The sequence below is a fragment of the Flavobacterium sp. genome, assembly GCF_043778725.1.
Lineage (GTDB): Bacteria > Bacteroidota > Bacteroidia > Flavobacteriales > Flavobacteriaceae > Flavobacterium.
Map to the genome: position 1 here is coordinate 79,567 of NZ_JAYWFT010000001.1, position 18,347 is coordinate 97,913.

Below are 18,347 nucleotides of genomic sequence, written 5' to 3' on the forward strand. Positions count from 1 at the left end.
TTAATTAATTTGAATTATATACTGAATATTTCCAGGCGCAATTACATTTTCTGAATAGGTTATAGTAAAGTTAGTAGTTCCAGATGTTCCAGTAAACGAGGTCGAAGAGCTATTATTTAAACCAGTTCCAATTTTGTAATTTAATGTCCCAACTGTAATTTCTGCAAAATTAAATTTGTTGCCATTTCCATATAATGTTGTAATATTTCCACTATTATTTGGTGCTGTACTTGAAGTTGTTCCACTTGTAAATCTTCTCCAAGAGGTATATTGTATACTAGAAGAGGTTGAGTTAAATGGAAATTGAGTAACATTTGATGTCGGACTTTGCATCGTTCTTGATTGACTTGCTGGTATAATTAAGTTGCTAGGAGTTTCACTTCTTATCGATGGATATTGAGCGTTACTTGTACCAACAGTATTTATTGCAATAATTGTAACAGGAAGTGTTGATAGGTTGTTAATTAAAACTCTTTTTTGAGAATAACTAAAAACACTAAAACAAATTATTAGAGATAAAAAAAACTTTTTCATAGTAAATTATTTAATAGATTGATTTTGTTGATTATTATTTGCAAAGAAATCCATTGCAAGGCCAATAACTTCTAAATGGTTTGAATAAGATTTAACCTTATTTTCAGTCATTCCCGAAGAAATAAGTAATTTACAAGAAGCATCATAAATTAGAACTTGATTTTGATTGCCTAAAACAATATCATCTTTACCAGTTAATGTTTTAGACGAAATTCTGTTATCTATATCTTTCATCAAAACAGATTTAAAATTTTCAATTTCAATTTGGCTAATTTTAGATTTTTGATATTGTGATGAAGTCGAATCTATTGGTTCGTCTTTACTACAAGAACTTAAAACAATTAAAGTAATAGTCATTAATGCAATTTTTTTCATAATGTTTAATTTAGTTGAAAAGTTCAACGGTTAATAAATGTTTGTTTGCATATTCAATAGCGAAATAAAAAAAAAAACGACTTTTGCAAGAATATTTACAGTTTTTTTAAAATTTAACATTAATAATATATTTCGATAACGTTGTAGTTATGTTAATAATTTAATAATTTTAGTTTTTTGTTGAATATTTCGTAATTTTGGTATGATTATAAAATTTAGAATAAAAGAATTATTTAAAAAAGAGTTAATTTATTGAAATAAATAAAACGAAGTTTTAAATTTGTGTAATAATAAAATAATTAGAATTCGAGTCCAAAAACCTTCGTGACTTAGCGTCTTCGTGGCAAACAAATAAAACAAACTAAAATAAACATGTACGGAAAAATCCAACAACACTTACAAAACGAACTAAATACCATTGAACAAAACGGTATTTTTAAAAAAGAACGCATTATAACTTCTCCACAAGGAGCAGAAATTACAGTTAATGGCGAAACAGTTTTAAACTTTTGTGCCAATAACTATCTAGGTTTATCATCACATCCAGAAGTGATTCAAGCTGCCAAAGATGCTTTAGATTCACACGGTTTCGGAATGTCGTCTGTGCGTTTCATTTGCGGAACTCAAGACATTCACAAAACATTAGAACAAAAAATTGCCGATTTCTACGGAACAGAAGATACCATTTTATATGCAGCAGCATTTGATGCTAACGGTGGTGTTTTCGAACCATTATTAGGTGAAGAAGATTGTATTATTTCTGATTCATTAAATCATGCTTCTATTATTGATGGTGTTCGTTTGTGTAAAGCAGCACGTTACCGATATGAAAATTCCAATATGGAAGATTTGGAAAATCAATTAAAGAAAGCTGTTGAAGCTGGACATCGTTTCAAATTAATTGTAACCGACGGAGTTTTCTCAATGGACGGATTGGTTGCTCCATTAGATAAAATTTGTGATTTAGCCGACAAATATGATGCTTTAGTAATGGTTGACGAATGTCACGCGGCTGGGTTTATTGGTGCAACAGGAAAAGGAACGCTTGAAGCAAAAGGCGTAATGGGAAGAGTAGATATCATTACAGGAACATTAGGAAAAGCACTTGGAGGCGCAATGGGCGGATATACAACAGCCAAAAAAGAAGTAATTGAAATTTTACGTCAACGTTCGCGGCCGTATTTATTTTCCAATTCATTAGCTCCAGCAATTGTTGGCGCATCTATTAAAGTTTTTGAGCTTTTAGAAAAAGACACAACACTACGAGATAAATTAGAATGGAATACCAATTATTTTAAGGACGGTTTGAGAAAAGCAGGCATCGATTTTATTGATGGTGATTCGGCAATTGTACCAGTAATGTTATATGATGCTAAATTGTCGCAAGTCATGGCAGATGAATTATTGAAGAAAGGAATTTATGTTATTGGTTTCTTTTATCCAGTTGTTCCAAAGGATAAAGCGCGTATTAGAGTGCAACTTTCTGCTGCACATACAAAAGCACATTTGGACAAGGCAATTAGTGCTTTTACAGAAGTCGCAAAGACTTTAAACGTGATTTAAGTAAGCAGTTTGTTTACATATTTTTGTAGAATTATTTCATAATTCCCACATTTTAACATTTTCATTTTGATAATTCATTTTAACGTATTACTTTTGCGTCATTATATGTATATAATCTAACAAAATTAAGTATGAAACATCTTAACAAATTATTTGCTTTATTGATGCTATTGGGATTGAGTTCTCAAGCACAAGATAGTAACAACAAATGGGCTATTGGGTTTGGTGCAAACGCAGTAGACGGAGGTAGAGTAAGCGCAGCCTCTAAAATTGAGGATCAATTTTCTCAATATTTTGACGCAAAAAAATATTGGAACATTATTCCTTCAGTTTCTTACGTAAGCGTATCAAAATACGTTGGCGATAATTTTTCTTTTGGAGTAACTGGTTCTGTTAACAAAATTTCAAAATTTGTTGGCGAAAGAACTTATGATCCTACAACAAACACTAATGATTATGTAGTTACTAATCCTGGTGATTTAATGTATTATAGCGTTGATGGAGTTATTAAATATAGCTTCATGAGTTTCCTTAAATCTAAAGTAATTGATCCTTCTGCTCACATTGGTGGTGGTTATACTTGGTTAGGTGATGCTTCTGCTGGAACTATAAACGGAGGTTTAGGATTGACTTTTTGGTTTTCTGAAAACGTAGGTTTATCTTTTCAATCTACTTACAAACATTCATTTGATGATACAAGAACTCCAAATGTAGATGTTGCTGCTCACATGCAACATTTCGCTGGTTTAACATTCAAATTTGGCGCTAAAGATACAGATGGAGACGGAATCTACGACAGAGAAGATGCTTGTCCAGAAGTTGCTGGTTTACCAGAATTTAAAGGTTGTCCTGATACAGACGGAGACGGAATTGAAGATAGCAAAGATTCATGTGTTGATGTTGCAGGTTTAGCTGAATTTCAAGGTTGTCCTGATACTGATGGAGACGGAATCGCTGATAAAGATGATGCTTGTCCTGAAGTTGCTGGTTTAAAATCATTAGGTGGTTGTCCAGATGCTGACGGTGATGGTGTAACTGATAAATCTGACAAATGTCCAGATGTTAAAGGTCCAAAAGAAAACGGTGGTTGTCCTTGGCCAGACAGAGATGGAGATTCAGTTCTAGATAAAGATGACAAATGTCCAGATGTAAAAGGTACAGTTGCTAATCAAGGTTGTCCAGAAGTTACTGAAGAAGCTATTAAAAGATTGAACGATTATGCTAAAACTATCTTGTTTGATACAGCTAAAGCTTCATTCCAAAAACAAACTTACCCAGTATTAGAGGCTATTACTTCTATCTTGAAAGAATATCCAAACTCTAATTTCTCTATCGAAGGTCATACGGATTCTGACGGTAAAGATGCTGCTAACCAAAAATTATCTGAAGATAGAGCTGCTGCTGTAAAAGGTTATTTACTTGAGCACGGTATTGCTTCTTCTAGATTAAGTTCTGTAGGATATGGTGAATCTAAACCAATTGATTCTAACAAAACTAAAGCTGGTAAAGCTAACAACAGAAGAGTTGAAGTGAAATTAGTAAAATAATTTCCTCTTAAAATATTTTCAAGAAAACGCTCCGATATTCGGAGCGTTTTTTTTATTTTTATAAAATGGTAAATGAAACTTTTCTTCAACGCATAGCTCAAGTTATTCTAAATGATTTTTCCGATAAATTATCAGACACAATTGTTGTACTTCCAAACCGAAGAGCTAAAGTCTTTTTAATTGATGCATTAAAGAAGCAAGCAACCAAAACAATATTTTCTCCAGAAATTATAAGCATTGAAGACTTTATTCAAGACTTAGCCGGAATTCGTTCTATTGATAGCGTCGAACTACTATTTGAATTTTATACCATTTATTTAGAAATTACAGAAAAAGATAAAGAGTCTTTTGAAACCTTTGCTAATTGGGCAAAAACATTGCTTCAAGATTTTAATGAAATTGATAGGTATTTATTAGAACCTGATAAGATTTTAAAATATCTAGAAAACATTAAAGAAGTAGAACATTGGGCAGTTGACGCCGATAAACGAACTACTTTAATTGATAATTATCTAATTTTCTGGAAAAAACTTCCGTTATATTATCACTCACTTTATAACTATTTACTAAATAAAGGAGTTGGCTATCAAGGATTAATTTATAGAGAAGCAGTCAATAATCTAAATCACTTTTCGGAAACTATAAAAGAAAAGAAATTTATCTTCGCTGGATTTAACGCACTCAATCAAGCTGAAGAAAAAATTGTACAACATCTTTTAGCCATTGATAAAGCCAAAATTTATTGGGATATTGATGAAACTTTTTTAAACGATAGTTATCACGATACAGGACTTTTTCAGCGCCGATTTAAATCAACTTGGTCGCATTATAAAACCAATTCGTATGAGTGGATTTCTAAAGATTATCAGCAAGAAAAAAACATTCAGGTTATTGGTACGCCAAAATCTATTGGTCAAGCCAAAATTGTAGGCGATATTATAGAAAAACACAGTAATGAAAATAATGGACAACTTCAAAATGTTGCCGTAGTTCTTGGTGAAGAAAGTCTTTTACTTCCCATTTTATACTCATTACCAAGTAATGTTGATGCTTTAAATATCACTATGGGATTTTCTAGTAAGAACAATCCTGCTCAGCTATTAATGGCAAAATTATTCAAAATGCATACCAATGCGTTGTCTCGAAATGCCACTAGTTACGTGCTGTATTACAAAGATGTTCTCGACATTTTAACACATCCGTTAATTGAACCATTTGTGAATGCGAAAGAATTGGTTAACCGAATCAATCAAAATAATTACACGTTTATTCTTCATAAAAAGATTGTAGAATTACATCCTGATTCTAATGAATTATTTGAATTACTTTTTCAAAAATGGGATACCAATTCGGTTAAAGTTCTTGAGAATTTATCGCAGATTTTATTGACAATAAAGTCAAATTTGAATAAAGATAACGAAGAAGAAAAAATCACTAACGCCTTTGTATATTCAATTTTTAAAGTAATTAATCAATTGATTTCTTATTTTTCATCTCACGAAAATATTGATTCTATCGATACACTTTATGCCATATACAAACAAGTAATTGATGTAGCCGAAGTTTCATTTGAAGGTGAACCATTAAACGGATTACAAATTATGGGTGTTCTTGAAAGTCGTGTGCTCGACTTTGAAACTGTTATAATCACTTCGGTAAACGAAGGAAAATTTCCAGCAGGAAAAAGTATGAATTCCTTTATTCCGTATGATGTGAAACGCGAATATGGTTTGCCAACTTTTAAAGAAAAAGACGCTATTTATACCTATCATTTCTATCATTTATTGCAACGCGCTAAAAATGTTTATTTACTTTATAATTCTGATAGTGAAGGTTTGGATGCCGGAGAAAAAAGCCGTTTCATAACGCAATTGGAAGTCGAAAAACAACCCAAACACAACTTGACCTTTCAAACTTATAATGCCGATGTTCCAGAAATTGCCCACCAGCCAATTATAGTTGAAAAATCGGAAAAGGTAATGCTGCGATTAAAAGAAATAGCAGATAAAGGATTTTCTCCATCATCATTGACTACTTATATTCGGAATCCGATTCAGTTTTATTTTCAACGAATTTTACGCATTTCTGAAACAGATGAAGTAGAAGAAAATATTGCGGTAAATACTCTAGGAACTATTATTCATGGCGCTTTAGAAGAATTGTATAAACCATTTATTGGTAAAATTTTAATTGAAAATGATATTAAAATCTGCATCAAAAATATTGACGAAGAAGTTTTAAAACAATTTAAAGAAGTTTACAAAGAAGGCGATATCAAAAAAGGGAGAAACCTTTTAGCGTATGAAGTTGCCAAACGAAATGTACTAAATTTTCTAAAATTAGAATTGGAAGCGATTCAAAACGGAGATCAAATTCAGATTATTGCTTTAGAAAAACCTTTGGCTCGAATTCTTGATGATCCAAGTTTACCTTTTCCAGTAAAAATTGCAGGAAACGTAGACAGAATCGAAAACCGAAATGGAAAAATAAGAATCATCGATTATAAAACCGGAAATGTAACCAAGCCAAGTGTTACTTTAAAATCATGGAATGGTTTAACAGAAGACATTAAAAACGACAAAATCATCCAAATTCTTGCTTACGCATTTATGTATGAAGAAGAAGCAAAAGGTTTAGAAATTGAAGCCGGAATTATCTCTTTCAAGAACTTAAAAGCTGGATTTTTACCATTCAATTTTAAAGTCGACAAAGAAACTTTCGAAGTGATTTCTCCTGAAATAATGGAAAGTTATATAGAGGAAATTGCGGTTTTATTAAATGAAATTTTGAGTAAAGATGTGGCTTTTGAAGAAAAGATCTAACCGCAAAGACACAAGGTTTTTTCGCAAAGTTCGCAAAGAAAATGAAATAGGTTTTTGAAAATAGTAAAGAAAAACTTTGCGAACTTTGCGCTTTTTTCCTTGCGTCTTTGCGGTTAAAAAAAATTAAACTCTTTTAAAAAACTCCAACAAAACTTTCAGTAATTGTTTTTCATTTTCAATATGACTCATGTGTCCGTCAGCGAAAGTGGTTAGTTTTACTTGTGTCCCTTCAATTTGTTCGATATTGTCGTCATAGATTAGAACACCATCCTTTTTGCCCAAAATCAATTGAATTGGATAGTTTGCAAAATGCAAAATCACTTCTCTATCGTTTCTAATTTTCATGCCTTCCAGCGAAGCAACAATTCCTTGTAACGGAGTTTTCAACGCTTCAATTTTTACTTTTTCAATCTTTTCAATTAAGCGTTCTCTATTGTCAATACTAAATAAATTGGCAATACTCATGCTTACAAATGCCGAATAATTTTGTTTTACAGCCACAATTGCTCGGTCACGATTGGTTTTTCGTTCGTCGCTATCAGCTCTAGAAGTGGAATTTAAAAGTACCAAACCTTTCATAAAATCGGGATACAATTCGGCAAAAGCCAACGCAATATATCCACCCATTGAATGACCAACAAAAACTGTTTTTCTAATTTTTAATTCGTGTAAAACATGATGCACCATATCGGCTTGATCTTCCATATAATGCACATAACCCAAGCACTCGGTTTGTCCATGACCTAATAAATCGATTGTAATTACACGATTTTTCTTTGAAAACTCTGGCACAAAAGCATTCCACATCGTTTGATTTTCCAAAAAACCGTGCAGTAAAACTACAGCCGTTCCTTTTCCTTGGTCGGTGAAAGTGATTTTTGTGTTTTTGTAGATTGTGGTTTTCATTGGTGCAAAACTATAACTTTAATTTTTTTGAAACACAAAAGTCACAAAAGAAAGTAAAAACAATTATGGTTAATAACTTTTGTGTCTTTTTTGGTTGAAAATAAATATATTTGATAAACAGATATTAGAATATGAATAGATTAGTTATCGTTGGAAATGGATTTGATTTAGCTCATGGTTTGCCTACTAGTTATAGAGATTTTATTGATGATTTTTGGAAAAATTTCAAAGATTATTGTAAAAATGAAGCTTACCAAGAGTTAGTTTATACAAATATTGGATATGACAGATATTATACTTCATATAAACCAATAAAGAATTTTGAAGATTTTAAATCTAATATTGTTGCGTATTGTATGGATTATCCAGAATGTCATTTTGAAGAAAAATCGCTATTTTTTTATACTAGTAAATTTCAATTTGATAAGAAAGAGTCAATATTTGAGTTTAAAAATGATTTTTTCAAAGAAATAAATAAAAGGAATTCGGAAAACTGGGTTGATATAGAAAATGAATATTATAGACAATTAAAATTAATAGTTAAAGATGATTTAACAGGAACTCCTAACGATTTAGAAAGAAAAAATTTTGAAAACGGCAGGAAGAAAAGATTAGAAAAGTTAAATAATGAGTTTGAACAAATAAAAAATCTTTTAGAAAATTATTTAAAAGATAAAGTAATAAATAAATTTATTTTTCAAGAATATCCCGATTCAACAGGTAATTTTTTTAAATTCCACAATATTTTTTTTCCTGAATTATTGACAAATGATAAAATTCAAATTTCAAAATATTTAGAATTATTTTCAAAAAATGACAGAGAACAAATAGAGAATGTAATCAGTAAAAAAGAGCTTAAGATTAAAATTCATTTCTTAACATTTAATTACACACCAACTCTTAATAAATATTATGAGTATCTAAAAGGTAATCCTGAAATAGAAGTTGGTATTAATTATATACATGGTCTTGTAGGTAATACGAATGACAATAAAATAAACTTTGGTTTTGGAGATGAAATGGATAATGATTATAAATTAATTGAAAATATTGATGACAATGAATATTTAAAGAATTTTAAATCTTTCCAATACTTTCAAAATTCGAATTATAAAAGATTATTAGATTTTACAGAAAGTGAAAAATTTGAAGTTTTTATAATGGGCTCATCGTGTGGTTTATCAGATAGAACTTTATTAAATTCTATTTTTGAAAATGAGAATTGTAGATTGATAAAAATTTTTTATTATAAAAATGGACAAAATGATAATTTTACAGAATTGACACAAAACATTTCTAGACATTTTAATAAAAAAGCTTTAATGCGTTTAAAAATAGTTCATAAATCAGACAAACAGATTATGCCTAGTTATAAATTACCAGAAAAAAAATAAATATGTTCACAATCCAACAAATAAAAGAAGCCCATTCCAAAGTAAAAAGCGGAGCAGATTTCCCAAAATACATGCAAGACATTATTGCACTTGGTGTTACTTCATTTGAAACATTTGTATTTGATAATCACACCAATTATTACGGAAAAGATAATTTTCAAATTTCGTCAATTGGTTTTTCAGAAACGTTAGTTATTGCAGACAAAAGCAACATCGAGCAATTCAAATCGGATTTAAAAATGCACCAACAAGGAAAAACCGATTATATGACGTTCTTAAACGACTGCGCAAAATCTGGCGTTGAAAAATGGATTGTTGTAATGGATACAATGACTTGCAGCTATTATGACAAACTAGGAAATGAAATGGTTGTGGAAGTAATTCCATCAGTTTAGTCTTCAAACACAAAAGTCACATAAGAAAAAGCAAAAGTTACAGAAGCAAAAATTTTTGTGCCTTTTGTGTTAAAATAAAAACACTTCAATTCCTTAAGTATTTTAAAATCAGATTACAATTATTCAGTTAAATTATTCAATCAATTTTTTTTTTAGTAGCTTTGTTAAAAATTACAATTTAATATGAATATAGCGACTCAAAAAGACAATCTAATAAAATGGATTCAAACCATTGAAGATGCGACCATTTTAAAAAAAATAGAATCTATTAAATCAGACGATACTTTTGATTTTGAAAAAGAATGGGCAAGAGGTATTTCAGGTGATGAGTTAAGAGACAGAACAAAAAAACACTTAAAATCGTTACCTTGGAAAAAATAAGTGTTCAATATCTGCCTGAAATCGAATACTTTATTAATAATTTAAGTGACTTACTTTTTGAAAAAGAATATTTCTCTTTTTATGAATATGCAGCAGATTATGTAGACAATTTAACCTTTTTCATTGAAAACGATTTAATAAATTTCCCACATAAAACAACTCCTATAAAATTAAAAAAACTTGGTTCGAATTATGTTTTTTACAAACCAAATAACAGAACAACTTGGTATATTTTCTTCGAAAAAAGTAACAATCGTTATTTAATTACGCATCTAACCAACAATCACGTTAAAGAACTAAACGATTTATAAATAAAAAAACGGCTCACTTTCGCAAACCGTCATATCTGAACACTTAAAACTATTTACTGATCACTATTAGTTCATTATCGATTCAATTTCCTCCACTTCAATAGGAATATTGCGCATCAAGTTGAACGCTTCTCCTTTTTCTTGAATCACCATATCGTCTTCAATACGAATTCCGAAACCTTCAGCCGGAATATAAATTCCTGGTTCAACTGTAAATACCATATTCGCTTGCATTGGTTCGTGTAATAATCCATAATCGTGCGTGTCCAATCCCATATGGTGCGACGTTCCGTGCATAAAATATTTTTTGTATGCAGGCCAATCGGGATTTTCGTTTTGAACATCGGCTTTGTCAATTAATCCCAAACCTAAAAGTTCGGAAGTCATTATTTTTCCAACTTCTACATGATATTGTTTCCACAAAGTTCCTGGAACCAACATTTTTGTAGCTTCATTTTTAACACGTAAAACTGCATTATAAACTTCTTTTTGTCTGTCAGAAAAACGTCCCGAAACTGGAACCATTCGCGTCATATCACTAGAATAATTTGCATATTCGGCACCAACGTCAAGCAAAATCAAATCGCCTGCGTTACATTGTTGGTTGTTTTCAATATAATGCAATACATTCGCATTATTTCCCGAAGCAATAATTGGCGTGTAAGCAAAACCTTTAGAACGATTTCTTAGAAATTCATGCGCAAATTCGGCTTCAATTTCATATTCCATTACGTTTGGTTTCACAAAATTTAGAATTCTGCGATAGCCTTTTTCGGTAATATTGCAAGCTTCTTGAATCAAATCCAACTCTTCACTTTCCTTAACCGAACGCAAACGTTGTAAAATAGGATTCGATTTCTCTACTTTATGTCCAGGATAATTCTCTTTCCACCATTTTACAAAACGCGCTTCACGAGTTTCAGTTTCAATAACCGCTCGATAATGTTCGTTAGTATTGATGTAAATCGTTTCGGCGTAAGCCATAACTTCTTTCAACGTTTTATGAAAATCTTGCAACCAAATCACACTTTTAATTCCGGCAACTTCAAACGCTCTTTCTTTAGTAAGTTTTTCGCCTTCCCAAATTGCGATGTGTTCGTTGGTTTCCTTCAGGAATAAAACTTCTTTCAAATGCCCGTAAGGTGCATCTGGAAAAAGCAACAAAATACTTTCTTCTTGATCAACGCCAGATAAATAAAAAATATCGCGATGTTGTGCAAATGGCAAAGTAGAATCGGCAGAAACTGGGTAAATATCATTCGAATTGAAAACGGCAACGCTATTAGGTTTCATTTGTGCCGCAAATTTCGCTCTGTTTTTAATAAACAAATCACGGTTTATTTGATGGTATTTCATATGTCTTTTTTTATTGTTTTTTAATGGTCGTGTGCAGTCGCCAAATGGCTCATGTCATTTTGAATAAATTTGATAATTTCTATTTAACAAAATTACATAAACTATCTTTTTAATGTGTAGCCAAATGGCGTTATTTTATTTTAGCCACGAATTTCACTAATTGTCACGAATTCTATAAAAGTAATAGTACACGAATTTTAATTTGTGTAATTTTTTTAACAATACTAATTTGTGTAAATTTGTGTAATTCGTGGCTAAATACTTTTACGAATACGACTCATGTGTCGCGACGAAATTCCTAAAAATGAAGCCAAATAATGCAACGGAACTTCTTGAAGTAATTTAGGTTCGGTGGTTAATAGTTTTTTGTAACGTTCCTCTGGAGTTAAAGTCAATAAATCAATGCGATAATCATCGATTAAACATATTTGTTTTTCAATAACATTATAATAAAATTGATTGAATGCTTTGTTATTTTCAATTAAATCTTTGAAAGTTTTCAAATCTACAATCCACAATTTGCAATCAGCAGTAGCTTTAATGCTTTTTCTGGATGGTTTTCTAAATAAAAAACTGCTTAAAGAAGAAGTAACAGAGTTTCTTAACGCTAAATAAGTTGTTTTTTCTTCGTCTAAAACTTCAATAGAATGCTGTAAAATTCCGCTTTCTACAAAACAAAAATGCTGGCAAATTTCATTTTCTTTAACAAAGAATTCGTTTTTTTTCAGATGCAAAACTTGAAAAGTTGCTCTTGCTATTACAATCAATTCCTCCATAGATTGGTCCTTCACATCAATAAATTGACATAAATAATCAAGAAAAGCATCGTTAGATTTTGAAATCGACATTTGTAAAACTTTCAACAAAAATATCCAAATAGTTTTCAACTCAGATTAAAATCTATATTTTTATAAAAATTTTCACAATGAAAACTACTTTTCTTTCACTAGTGCTACTTTTTACGATTGTTATTGAAGCACAAGATAAAAAAGCGTATCAACTATTTGATAGAAACGGAAAGAAATTATCTTATAAAAAACTTTTAAAATCAGCTGAATCTACACAAGTAGTTTTGTTCGGTGAATTCCATAACAACGCCATTTCACATTGGTTAGAATTGGAATTAACCAAAGATATTTCCCAAAACAAAGCTATCGTTCAAGGTGCCGAAATGCTCGAATCCGACAATCAAAAACAAGTAAATCAATACTTAAACGGAGAAATCAATCAAAAAAAATTAGATTCCACAGCACGACTTTGGCCAAATTATAAAACCGATTATAAACCATTAGTCGATTTTGCATTAGAAAATAAAAATCCATTTGTAGCAACAAATATTCCAAGAAGATTTGCTTCAATAGTTTCAAAAAAAGGTTTTGAAGCATTGGAAACTCTAAGTGCAGAAGAGAAATCTTGGATTGCGCCACAACCAATTCCTTACGACGCCAATTTACCAGGTTATTTAGAAATGATGAAGATGATGGGCGAACATACTAGTCCGAATATGCCCAAAGCGCAAGCCAGCAAAGACGCAACAATGGCTTATTTCATTAACAAAAATCTAAAAGAAAACACTGTTTTCATTCATTACAATGGAAGCTACCATTCCGATAATTTTGAAGGAATTAGTTGGTATTTAAAAACTTATAATTCTGCGGTTCAAATCATCACAATTTCAACCGTTGAACAAAAGGATATTTCAAAATTAGAACAAGAAAATTACAATAAAGCCAACTTTATTCTCGTTATAGATGAAGATGTAACAAAAACTTACTAGATTCGTCCTATATTTGTGGAGCGAATCAGTAGGCTTTTTTTGCAATCCATATTCCTGCTCTACATTATATCTCGTCCCAAAAGACGAGATGCCATTGCGATCAGGGCTAAAACCTAAACCTTAGTATGAAAAAAATAGTTTTACTAGTAATAATATTCTTATCAAGCATCTCTTTCTTCTCTTGCGAAGATATTGACGACACTCCTGTAGAGCCAATGTTGGTAATTAAATTTAAATTTAATCCTACTCAAACTAGGTTGAATAACTTAGGGCAAGGTTCATTTGTTCCGTTTGGTCATGCCGCACAAACACCAATTTTCAATACCATTTCATCACATTATATCGAGTTTGCACAAGACGCCAATACACAATTGGGAGCAGGAAGTATAGTTTATCATGGTCAAGAAACAACAGTTGGAGGCGACAATGCAATAGATTTTAGTCAAGCTAAAATTGTAGCTCAAGACGAAGTTTTTTTAGAAATTCCATTAAAAGAATTAGCCATTGGAAATTATGAATGGATGCGAGTATCGTTATCATATCAAAATTTTCAAATTAAAATCCGCAAACCAAGCTCAAGTCTAGAGTATGATGGCACATTAGAAAGTTTTGTAGGTTTTAATACTTATATTGGAACCCATTCAATAGGAAATGCATTCTTTCAAGTTGACGCAAACAAACCACAAGGATATTGGGCATTTGCATTAAATGATTTTCCCTATTCCTCTTCGGGTCAAGCACCAGCAGGAGCAACAACAGTACCAAATCCGTTAGCAGCAACATCGCCTATTCCTCTTTCCTCTTGTGTGGTTACAGGAAAATTCGATGCGCCGTTAACAATAACTGGATTAGAAAAAAAGAATGTTACAGTAACACTTTCATTATCTACAAACAAAAGCTTTGAGTGGATTGATACTAATGCAAATGGAAAGTTTGATCCTTCTCAAGGAGAAACAGTAGTTGATATGGGACTAAGAGGATTAATTCCGTCATTTACAAAGTAAAAGTGTTTAACAATTATTCTGTTTTTTGGGTTTATAACACTTTGAAAATCAACAAGTGTTAAACTCACTTTAAATTCATTATAAATTAGGTCGAAAAGGTTGTAGTTAATAACAATATGCTGTATTTTTGTTTGATTTTTTAAAATAAATTATACAATCTTATGGCAAAATCTGCACTTTTAAAGTCATCCATCGCAAAGAAATATTGGATGGCTCTTACAGGTTTATTTTTATGCTTGTTTTTGGCAGGACATTTAGCTGGAAATCTTCAATTGATTTTTAGCGACGCATCACATTTTAATCAATATGCGTTATTTATGACTTCAAATCCAGCTGTAAAATTACTTTCTTACCTTACTTACATTTCTATTTTATTCCATGCGGTCGATGGATTCATGTTAACTTATCAAAATGTAAAGGCACGACCAATTGGTTATGCAAAAAACAATCCAAGTAAAAACAGTAGCTTTTCTTCTAGAAATATGGCTGTTCTTGGTACAATTATTTTAGTTTTTATAATAACCCACATGGTAAACTTTTGGGCTGTAATGCACTTTGATAAAAAGATGCCTTTGCAAACTGTTGTAGTTGAAAATGCAGGTCAAAAATTAGAATATTATATTACCACAGATACCGGTAAGTTTTTTCCAAAAGACAGTCTTCAACTTGTACAAGCTGGACTAGAAATTAGAAACAAAACTGAGTTTTATAACAAAGTTGCAAATGTTAAAATGGGTGATGGTTACAAAGATCTTCATAAAATAACAGTAGCTTTTTTCAAAGATGCAAAATGGGGTTTAATTGCAACAATACTTTATGTTTTAGCAATGATAACGTTATCGTTTCACTTATTACACGGTTTTAGTAGTGCTTTTCAATCACTTGGATTAAACAATCCAAAATATACTCCTGGAATTAAAAAAGCTGGAGCTGCTTTTGCAATAGTTGTTCCTTTGTTATTCGCTATTATTCCAGTTTACATTCACTTTTTCTTAAAATAATCAACATCAGATATATATTATGAAGTTAGATTCAAAAATACCAGAAGGTCCTATTTCAGATAAATGGACCGATTATAAAGATCATTTAAAATTAGTAGCTCCAAACAATAGACCAAAAATTGATATTATCGTTGTTGGAACAGGTCTTGCAGGTTCTTCAGCTGCAGCTTCGCTTGGCGAAATGGGCTACAATGTAAAAGCATTTTGTTTTCAAGATTCACCACGTCGTGCGCATTCAATTGCTGCACAAGGTGGAATAAATGCTGCTAAAAATTACCAAAATGATGGTGATAGTACTTTTAGATTATTTTACGATACCATTAAAGGTGGTGATTATAGAGCGCGTGAAGCAAACGTTCATCGTTTAGCAGAAGTTTCATCTAATATAATTGACCAATGTGTAGCGCAAGGAGTTCCTTTTGCTAGAGATTATGGTGGATTATTGGATAACCGTTCCTTTGGTGGAACACAAGTTCAACGTACTTTTTATGCAGCTGGACAAACAGGACAACAATTGTTGCTTGGAGCGTATTCGGCTTTATCTAGACAAGTTGGTCTAGGAAGAGTAGAATTGTTTAGCCGTCATGAAATGCTAGAATTAGTAAAAGTAGATGGAAAAGCAAGAGGAATAATTGCTCGTAATTTAGTTACAGGTGAATTAGAAAGACACTCAGCTCATGCAGTAGTTATAGCAACTGGTGGATATGGAAACGTTTATTTCCTTTCTACAAATGCTATGGGAAGTAATGTTACTGCTGGTTGGAAAATTCACAAGCAAGGAGCAGCTTTTGCCAATCCATGTTTTGTTCAAATCCATCCAACTTGTATTCCTGTTCACGGAACCAATCAGGCAAAATTAACTTTGATGTCAGAGTCATTGCGTAATTCTGGTCGTATTTGGGTTCCAAAGAAAAAAGAAGATGCGCAAGCAATTCGTGAAGGAAAATTAAAAGCAGCTCAAATAGCAGAAGAAGATAGAGATTATTACTTAGAAAGAAAATATCCATCTTACGGAAATTTAGCTCCAAGAGATATTTCTTCAAGAGCAGCGAAAGAAGTTTGTGATGCAGGTCACGGAATTGAAGCCAACGATACTAATGAAGGTGTTTACTTGGATTTTTCTTCAGAAATTCAAAATAAAGGTCGCCAATCTGCTTATGCAAAAGGAAATCATCATCCAACTGATGAAGAAATTACCAAACTAGGAAAACAATGGTTGGAAGAAAAATATGGTAACTTGTTTACAATGTATCAAAAAATTACAGATGAGAATCCGTATGAAACTCCAATGAAAATTTATCCAGCAGTTCACTACACAATGGGTGGTGTTTGGGTAGATTATAATTTACAATCTACAATTCCAGGTTGTTTCGTTGCTGGAGAAGCTAACTTCTCTGATCACGGAGCAAACAGACTTGGAGCTTCTGCTTTAATGCAAGGTTTAGCCGATGGTTATTTTGTTTTGCCTTACACAGTTTCTAACTATTTGGCAGATGAAATTAGAACAGGTAAAATCGCAACAGATACTCAAGAATTTGCTGATGCAGAAAACAGAGTTAAGGAATCAATAGATAAATTTATAAATAATAATGGTACTAAAACTGTGGATCATTTTCACAAGCGTTTAGGATTAATTATGTGGAATAAAGTTGGAATGGGAAGAAATGAAGCTGGATTAACAGAAGCTATTTCAGAAATTGCAGCCTTGAAAGAAGAATTTTACAAAGATGTCTATGTTCCAGGAAGTTCAGATGAGTTAAATCAAGAATTGGAAAAAGCACTTCGTGTTGCCGATTTTATCGATTTAGGTCAACTAATGGCAATGGACGCACTACAAAGAAAAGAATCTTGTGGCGGACACTTTCGTGAAGAATATCAAGATGCAGAAGGTGAAACACTTCGTGACGACGAGAATTTTTCTTTCGTAAGCGCTTGGGAATATATGGGTTATGACATTACCAAAGAAATTCTTAACAAAGAAGAATTGAAATACGAGTTTATCAAAATTGCAGCTAGAAATTACAAATAGTAACTAGTGAAAAGTAAAGAGTAACTAGTGATCAAGAGAGTTTTTAAAGCTAATCACTACTTACTAATAACTTATCACTCAAAAAAAATACATTATGTCTTCAGCAAAAAATATCAATATAAACCTTAAAATTTGGCGTCAGAAAAATGCTAAAGCTAAAGGTAGCATGGAAACTTATAAATTAGATAATGTTTCTACTGCAAGTTCGTTTTTAGAAATGCTTGATCAATTGAACGAGCAATTAATAAACGAGAAAAAAGAACCAGTAGCATTTGATCACGATTGTCGCGAAGGAATTTGCGGAATGTGTTCATTGTACATCAACGGACGTGCTCACGGACCAGATACTGGAACAACAACATGTCAGTTACACATGAGAAAATTCAACGATGGAGATACTATTTTTATCGAACCTTGGAGAAGTAAAGCGTTTCCAGTTGTAAAAGATTTAGTCGTTGACAGAAGTGCCTTCGACAGAATTCAACAAGCTGGTGGTTTCGTTTCGGTAAATACATCTGGAAGAACAATCGATGCCAATGCAACTCCAATTGCAAAAGACAATGCAGATAAAGCCTTTATGGCAGCAGCGTGTATTGGTTGTGGCGCATGTGTTGCAACTTGTAAAAACGGATCAGCAATGTTATTCGTTGGAGCAAAAGTATCACAATATGCTTTGTTACCTCAAGGAAAAGTAGAAGCTACTAATCGTGTGTTAAACATGGTACGTCAAATGGACGAAGAAGGTTTCGGAAACTGTACTAATACTGGAGCATGTGAAGTAGAATGTCCGAAAGGAATTTCTCTAGAAAACATAGCTCGTATGAATAGAGAATATTTAAAAGCTAGTATTAAGTAAGTAACTGCTTATCAAAATATCTAAAACGCATTCATTAATTTGGATGCGTTTTTTTGTTGGATAAATACCAAATCAATTATCTTTACAATTCAAATC

The 18,347-nt window shown here is 31.8% G+C and carries 17 protein-coding genes; 12 read left to right on the forward strand and 5 right to left on the reverse strand.

The features are described 5' to 3' along the window. The gene (locus ACH2CG_RS00355; protein ID WP_395061054.1) at nt 1-534 is read right to left on the reverse strand and encodes a hypothetical protein; all 534 of its coding nucleotides are present in this window, start codon (nt 532-534) and stop codon (nt 1-3) included. A gap of 6 nt (nt 535-540) precedes the next feature. After that, nucleotides 541-909: a hypothetical protein gene (locus ACH2CG_RS00360; protein ID WP_395061056.1), complete on the reverse strand. Its 369-nt coding sequence runs from the start codon at nt 907-909 to the stop codon at nt 541-543. 372 nt (nt 910-1,281) lie between these two features. On the opposite strand from ACH2CG_RS00360, the gene kbl reads away from it, so the two are divergent. The 3 genes from kbl to ACH2CG_RS00375 all read left to right on the forward strand — a co-directional run bounded on the left by kbl (nt 1,282) and on the right by ACH2CG_RS00375 (nt 6,841). Next, nucleotides 1,282-2,472 (forward strand): glycine C-acetyltransferase, encoded by a 1,191-nt coding sequence (gene kbl / locus ACH2CG_RS00365; RefSeq protein ID WP_395061058.1) that lies wholly within the window; start codon nt 1,282-1,284, stop codon nt 2,470-2,472. Between the two features lie 131 nt (nt 2,473-2,603). Next, nucleotides 2,604-4,019, forward strand: a complete 1,416-nt coding sequence (locus tag ACH2CG_RS00370) for an OmpA family protein (protein ID WP_395061060.1) — start codon at nt 2,604-2,606, stop codon at nt 4,017-4,019. 65 nt (nt 4,020-4,084) lie between these two features. After that, nucleotides 4,085-6,841, forward strand: a complete 2,757-nt coding sequence (locus ACH2CG_RS00375) for a PD-(D/E)XK nuclease family protein (RefSeq protein ID WP_395061062.1) — start codon at nt 4,085-4,087, stop codon at nt 6,839-6,841. 123 nt (nt 6,842-6,964) lie between these two features. Here the strand turns inward: ACH2CG_RS00375 and ACH2CG_RS00380 are convergent, their stop codons facing one another. Further along, on the reverse strand, nt 6,965-7,747 hold the full coding sequence (locus ACH2CG_RS00380) for an alpha/beta fold hydrolase (RefSeq protein ID WP_395061064.1): 783 nt from the start codon (nt 7,745-7,747) through the stop codon (nt 6,965-6,967). Nucleotides 7,748-7,878: 131 nt separating this feature from the next. Between ACH2CG_RS00380 and ACH2CG_RS00385 the strand changes: the two genes are divergently transcribed. The 4 genes from ACH2CG_RS00385 (at nt 7,879) to ACH2CG_RS00400 (ending at nt 10,228) form a co-directional block, all read left to right on the forward strand. Then, on the forward strand, nt 7,879-9,141 hold the full coding sequence (locus ACH2CG_RS00385) for an AbiH family protein (protein WP_395061066.1): 1,263 nt from the start codon (nt 7,879-7,881) through the stop codon (nt 9,139-9,141). 2 nt (nt 9,142-9,143) lie between these two features. Next, nucleotides 9,144-9,536, forward strand: coding sequence for a DUF1398 domain-containing protein (locus ACH2CG_RS00390; protein WP_395061068.1), 393 nt, complete (start codon nt 9,144-9,146; stop codon nt 9,534-9,536). A 183-nt stretch (nt 9,537-9,719) separates the two neighbouring features. After that, a complete protein-coding gene (locus tag ACH2CG_RS00395; RefSeq protein WP_395061070.1) occupies nt 9,720-9,917 on the forward strand; it encodes a hypothetical protein in 198 nt (65 codons plus the stop codon). Beyond that, on the forward strand, nt 9,905-10,228 hold the full coding sequence (locus ACH2CG_RS00400) for a hypothetical protein (RefSeq protein WP_395061072.1): 324 nt from the start codon (nt 9,905-9,907) through the stop codon (nt 10,226-10,228). Before ACH2CG_RS00395 ends, ACH2CG_RS00400 begins: the two co-directional genes overlap by 13 nt. 66 nt (nt 10,229-10,294) lie before the next feature. On the opposite strand, the gene ACH2CG_RS00405 is transcribed toward ACH2CG_RS00400, so the two are convergent. Beyond that, nucleotides 10,295-11,584 (reverse strand): aminopeptidase P family protein, encoded by a 1,290-nt coding sequence (locus ACH2CG_RS00405; protein WP_395061074.1) that lies wholly within the window; start codon nt 11,582-11,584, stop codon nt 10,295-10,297. Between the two features lie 254 nt (nt 11,585-11,838). Then, entirely contained in the window at nt 11,839-12,432 is a 594-nt protein-coding gene (locus tag ACH2CG_RS00410) for a Crp/Fnr family transcriptional regulator (protein ID WP_395061076.1), read from the reverse strand. A 77-nt stretch (nt 12,433-12,509) separates the two neighbouring features. Between ACH2CG_RS00410 and ACH2CG_RS00415 the strand changes: the two genes are divergently transcribed. The 5 genes from ACH2CG_RS00415 to ACH2CG_RS00435 all read left to right on the forward strand — a co-directional run bounded on the left by ACH2CG_RS00415 (nt 12,510) and on the right by ACH2CG_RS00435 (nt 18,251). Further along, nucleotides 12,510-13,361 (forward strand): ChaN family lipoprotein, encoded by an 852-nt coding sequence (locus tag ACH2CG_RS00415; RefSeq protein WP_395061078.1) that lies wholly within the window; start codon nt 12,510-12,512, stop codon nt 13,359-13,361. Between the two features lie 125 nt (nt 13,362-13,486). Continuing rightward, nucleotides 13,487-14,365 carry a hypothetical protein gene (locus tag ACH2CG_RS00420; RefSeq protein ID WP_395061080.1) on the forward strand — a complete coding sequence of 293 codons (879 nt, stop codon included), beginning with the start codon at nt 13,487-13,489 and terminating at the stop codon, nt 14,363-14,365. Nucleotides 14,366-14,526: 161 nt separating this feature from the next. Next, on the forward strand, nt 14,527-15,366 hold the full coding sequence (locus ACH2CG_RS00425; RefSeq protein WP_395061082.1) for a succinate dehydrogenase cytochrome b subunit: 840 nt from the start codon (nt 14,527-14,529) through the stop codon (nt 15,364-15,366). Nucleotides 15,367-15,385: 19 nt separating this feature from the next. Then, nucleotides 15,386-17,395 carry a fumarate reductase/succinate dehydrogenase flavoprotein subunit gene (locus ACH2CG_RS00430; protein WP_395061084.1) on the forward strand — a complete coding sequence of 670 codons (2,010 nt, stop codon included), beginning with the start codon at nt 15,386-15,388 and terminating at the stop codon, nt 17,393-17,395. Nucleotides 17,396-17,489: 94 nt separating this feature from the next. Beyond that, nucleotides 17,490-18,251 (forward strand): succinate dehydrogenase/fumarate reductase iron-sulfur subunit, encoded by a 762-nt coding sequence (locus tag ACH2CG_RS00435; protein WP_395061086.1) that lies wholly within the window; start codon nt 17,490-17,492, stop codon nt 18,249-18,251. The last annotated feature ends 96 nt before the right edge of the window (nt 18,252-18,347 follow it).

Bases quoted from the DNA above. Each gene is read 5' to 3' on its own strand.
- ACH2CG_RS00385 (WP_395061066.1), top strand. From the start codon at position 7,879: ATGAATAGATTAGTTATCGTTGGAAATGGATTTGATTTAGCTCATGGT.
- ACH2CG_RS00370 (WP_395061060.1), top strand. From the start codon at position 2,604: ATGAAACATCTTAACAAATTATTTGCTTTATTGATGCTATTGGGATTG.
- ACH2CG_RS00380 (WP_395061064.1), bottom strand. From the start codon at position 7,747: ATGAAAACCACAATCTACAAAAACACAAAAATCACTTTCACCGACCAA.
- ACH2CG_RS00420 (WP_395061080.1), top strand. From the start codon at position 13,487: ATGAAAAAAATAGTTTTACTAGTAATAATATTCTTATCAAGCATCTCT.
- ACH2CG_RS00410 (WP_395061076.1), bottom strand. From the start codon at position 12,432: ATGTCGATTTCAAAATCTAACGATGCTTTTCTTGATTATTTATGTCAA.
- ACH2CG_RS00390 (WP_395061068.1), top strand. From the start codon at position 9,144: ATGTTCACAATCCAACAAATAAAAGAAGCCCATTCCAAAGTAAAAAGC.
- ACH2CG_RS00405 (WP_395061074.1), bottom strand. From the start codon at position 11,584: ATGAAATACCATCAAATAAACCGTGATTTGTTTATTAAAAACAGAGCG.
- ACH2CG_RS00395 (WP_395061070.1), top strand. From the start codon at position 9,720: ATGAATATAGCGACTCAAAAAGACAATCTAATAAAATGGATTCAAACC.
- ACH2CG_RS00430 (WP_395061084.1), top strand. From the start codon at position 15,386: ATGAAGTTAGATTCAAAAATACCAGAAGGTCCTATTTCAGATAAATGG.
- ACH2CG_RS00435 (WP_395061086.1), top strand. From the start codon at position 17,490: ATGTCTTCAGCAAAAAATATCAATATAAACCTTAAAATTTGGCGTCAG.
- ACH2CG_RS00355 (WP_395061054.1), bottom strand. From the start codon at position 534: ATGAAAAAGTTTTTTTTATCTCTAATAATTTGTTTTAGTGTTTTTAGT.
- ACH2CG_RS00425 (WP_395061082.1), top strand. From the start codon at position 14,527: ATGGCAAAATCTGCACTTTTAAAGTCATCCATCGCAAAGAAATATTGG.
- ACH2CG_RS00360 (WP_395061056.1), bottom strand. From the start codon at position 909: ATGAAAAAAATTGCATTAATGACTATTACTTTAATTGTTTTAAGTTCT.
- ACH2CG_RS00415 (WP_395061078.1), top strand. From the start codon at position 12,510: ATGAAAACTACTTTTCTTTCACTAGTGCTACTTTTTACGATTGTTATT.
- kbl (WP_395061058.1), top strand. From the start codon at position 1,282: ATGTACGGAAAAATCCAACAACACTTACAAAACGAACTAAATACCATT.
- ACH2CG_RS00375 (WP_395061062.1), top strand. From the start codon at position 4,085: ATGGTAAATGAAACTTTTCTTCAACGCATAGCTCAAGTTATTCTAAAT.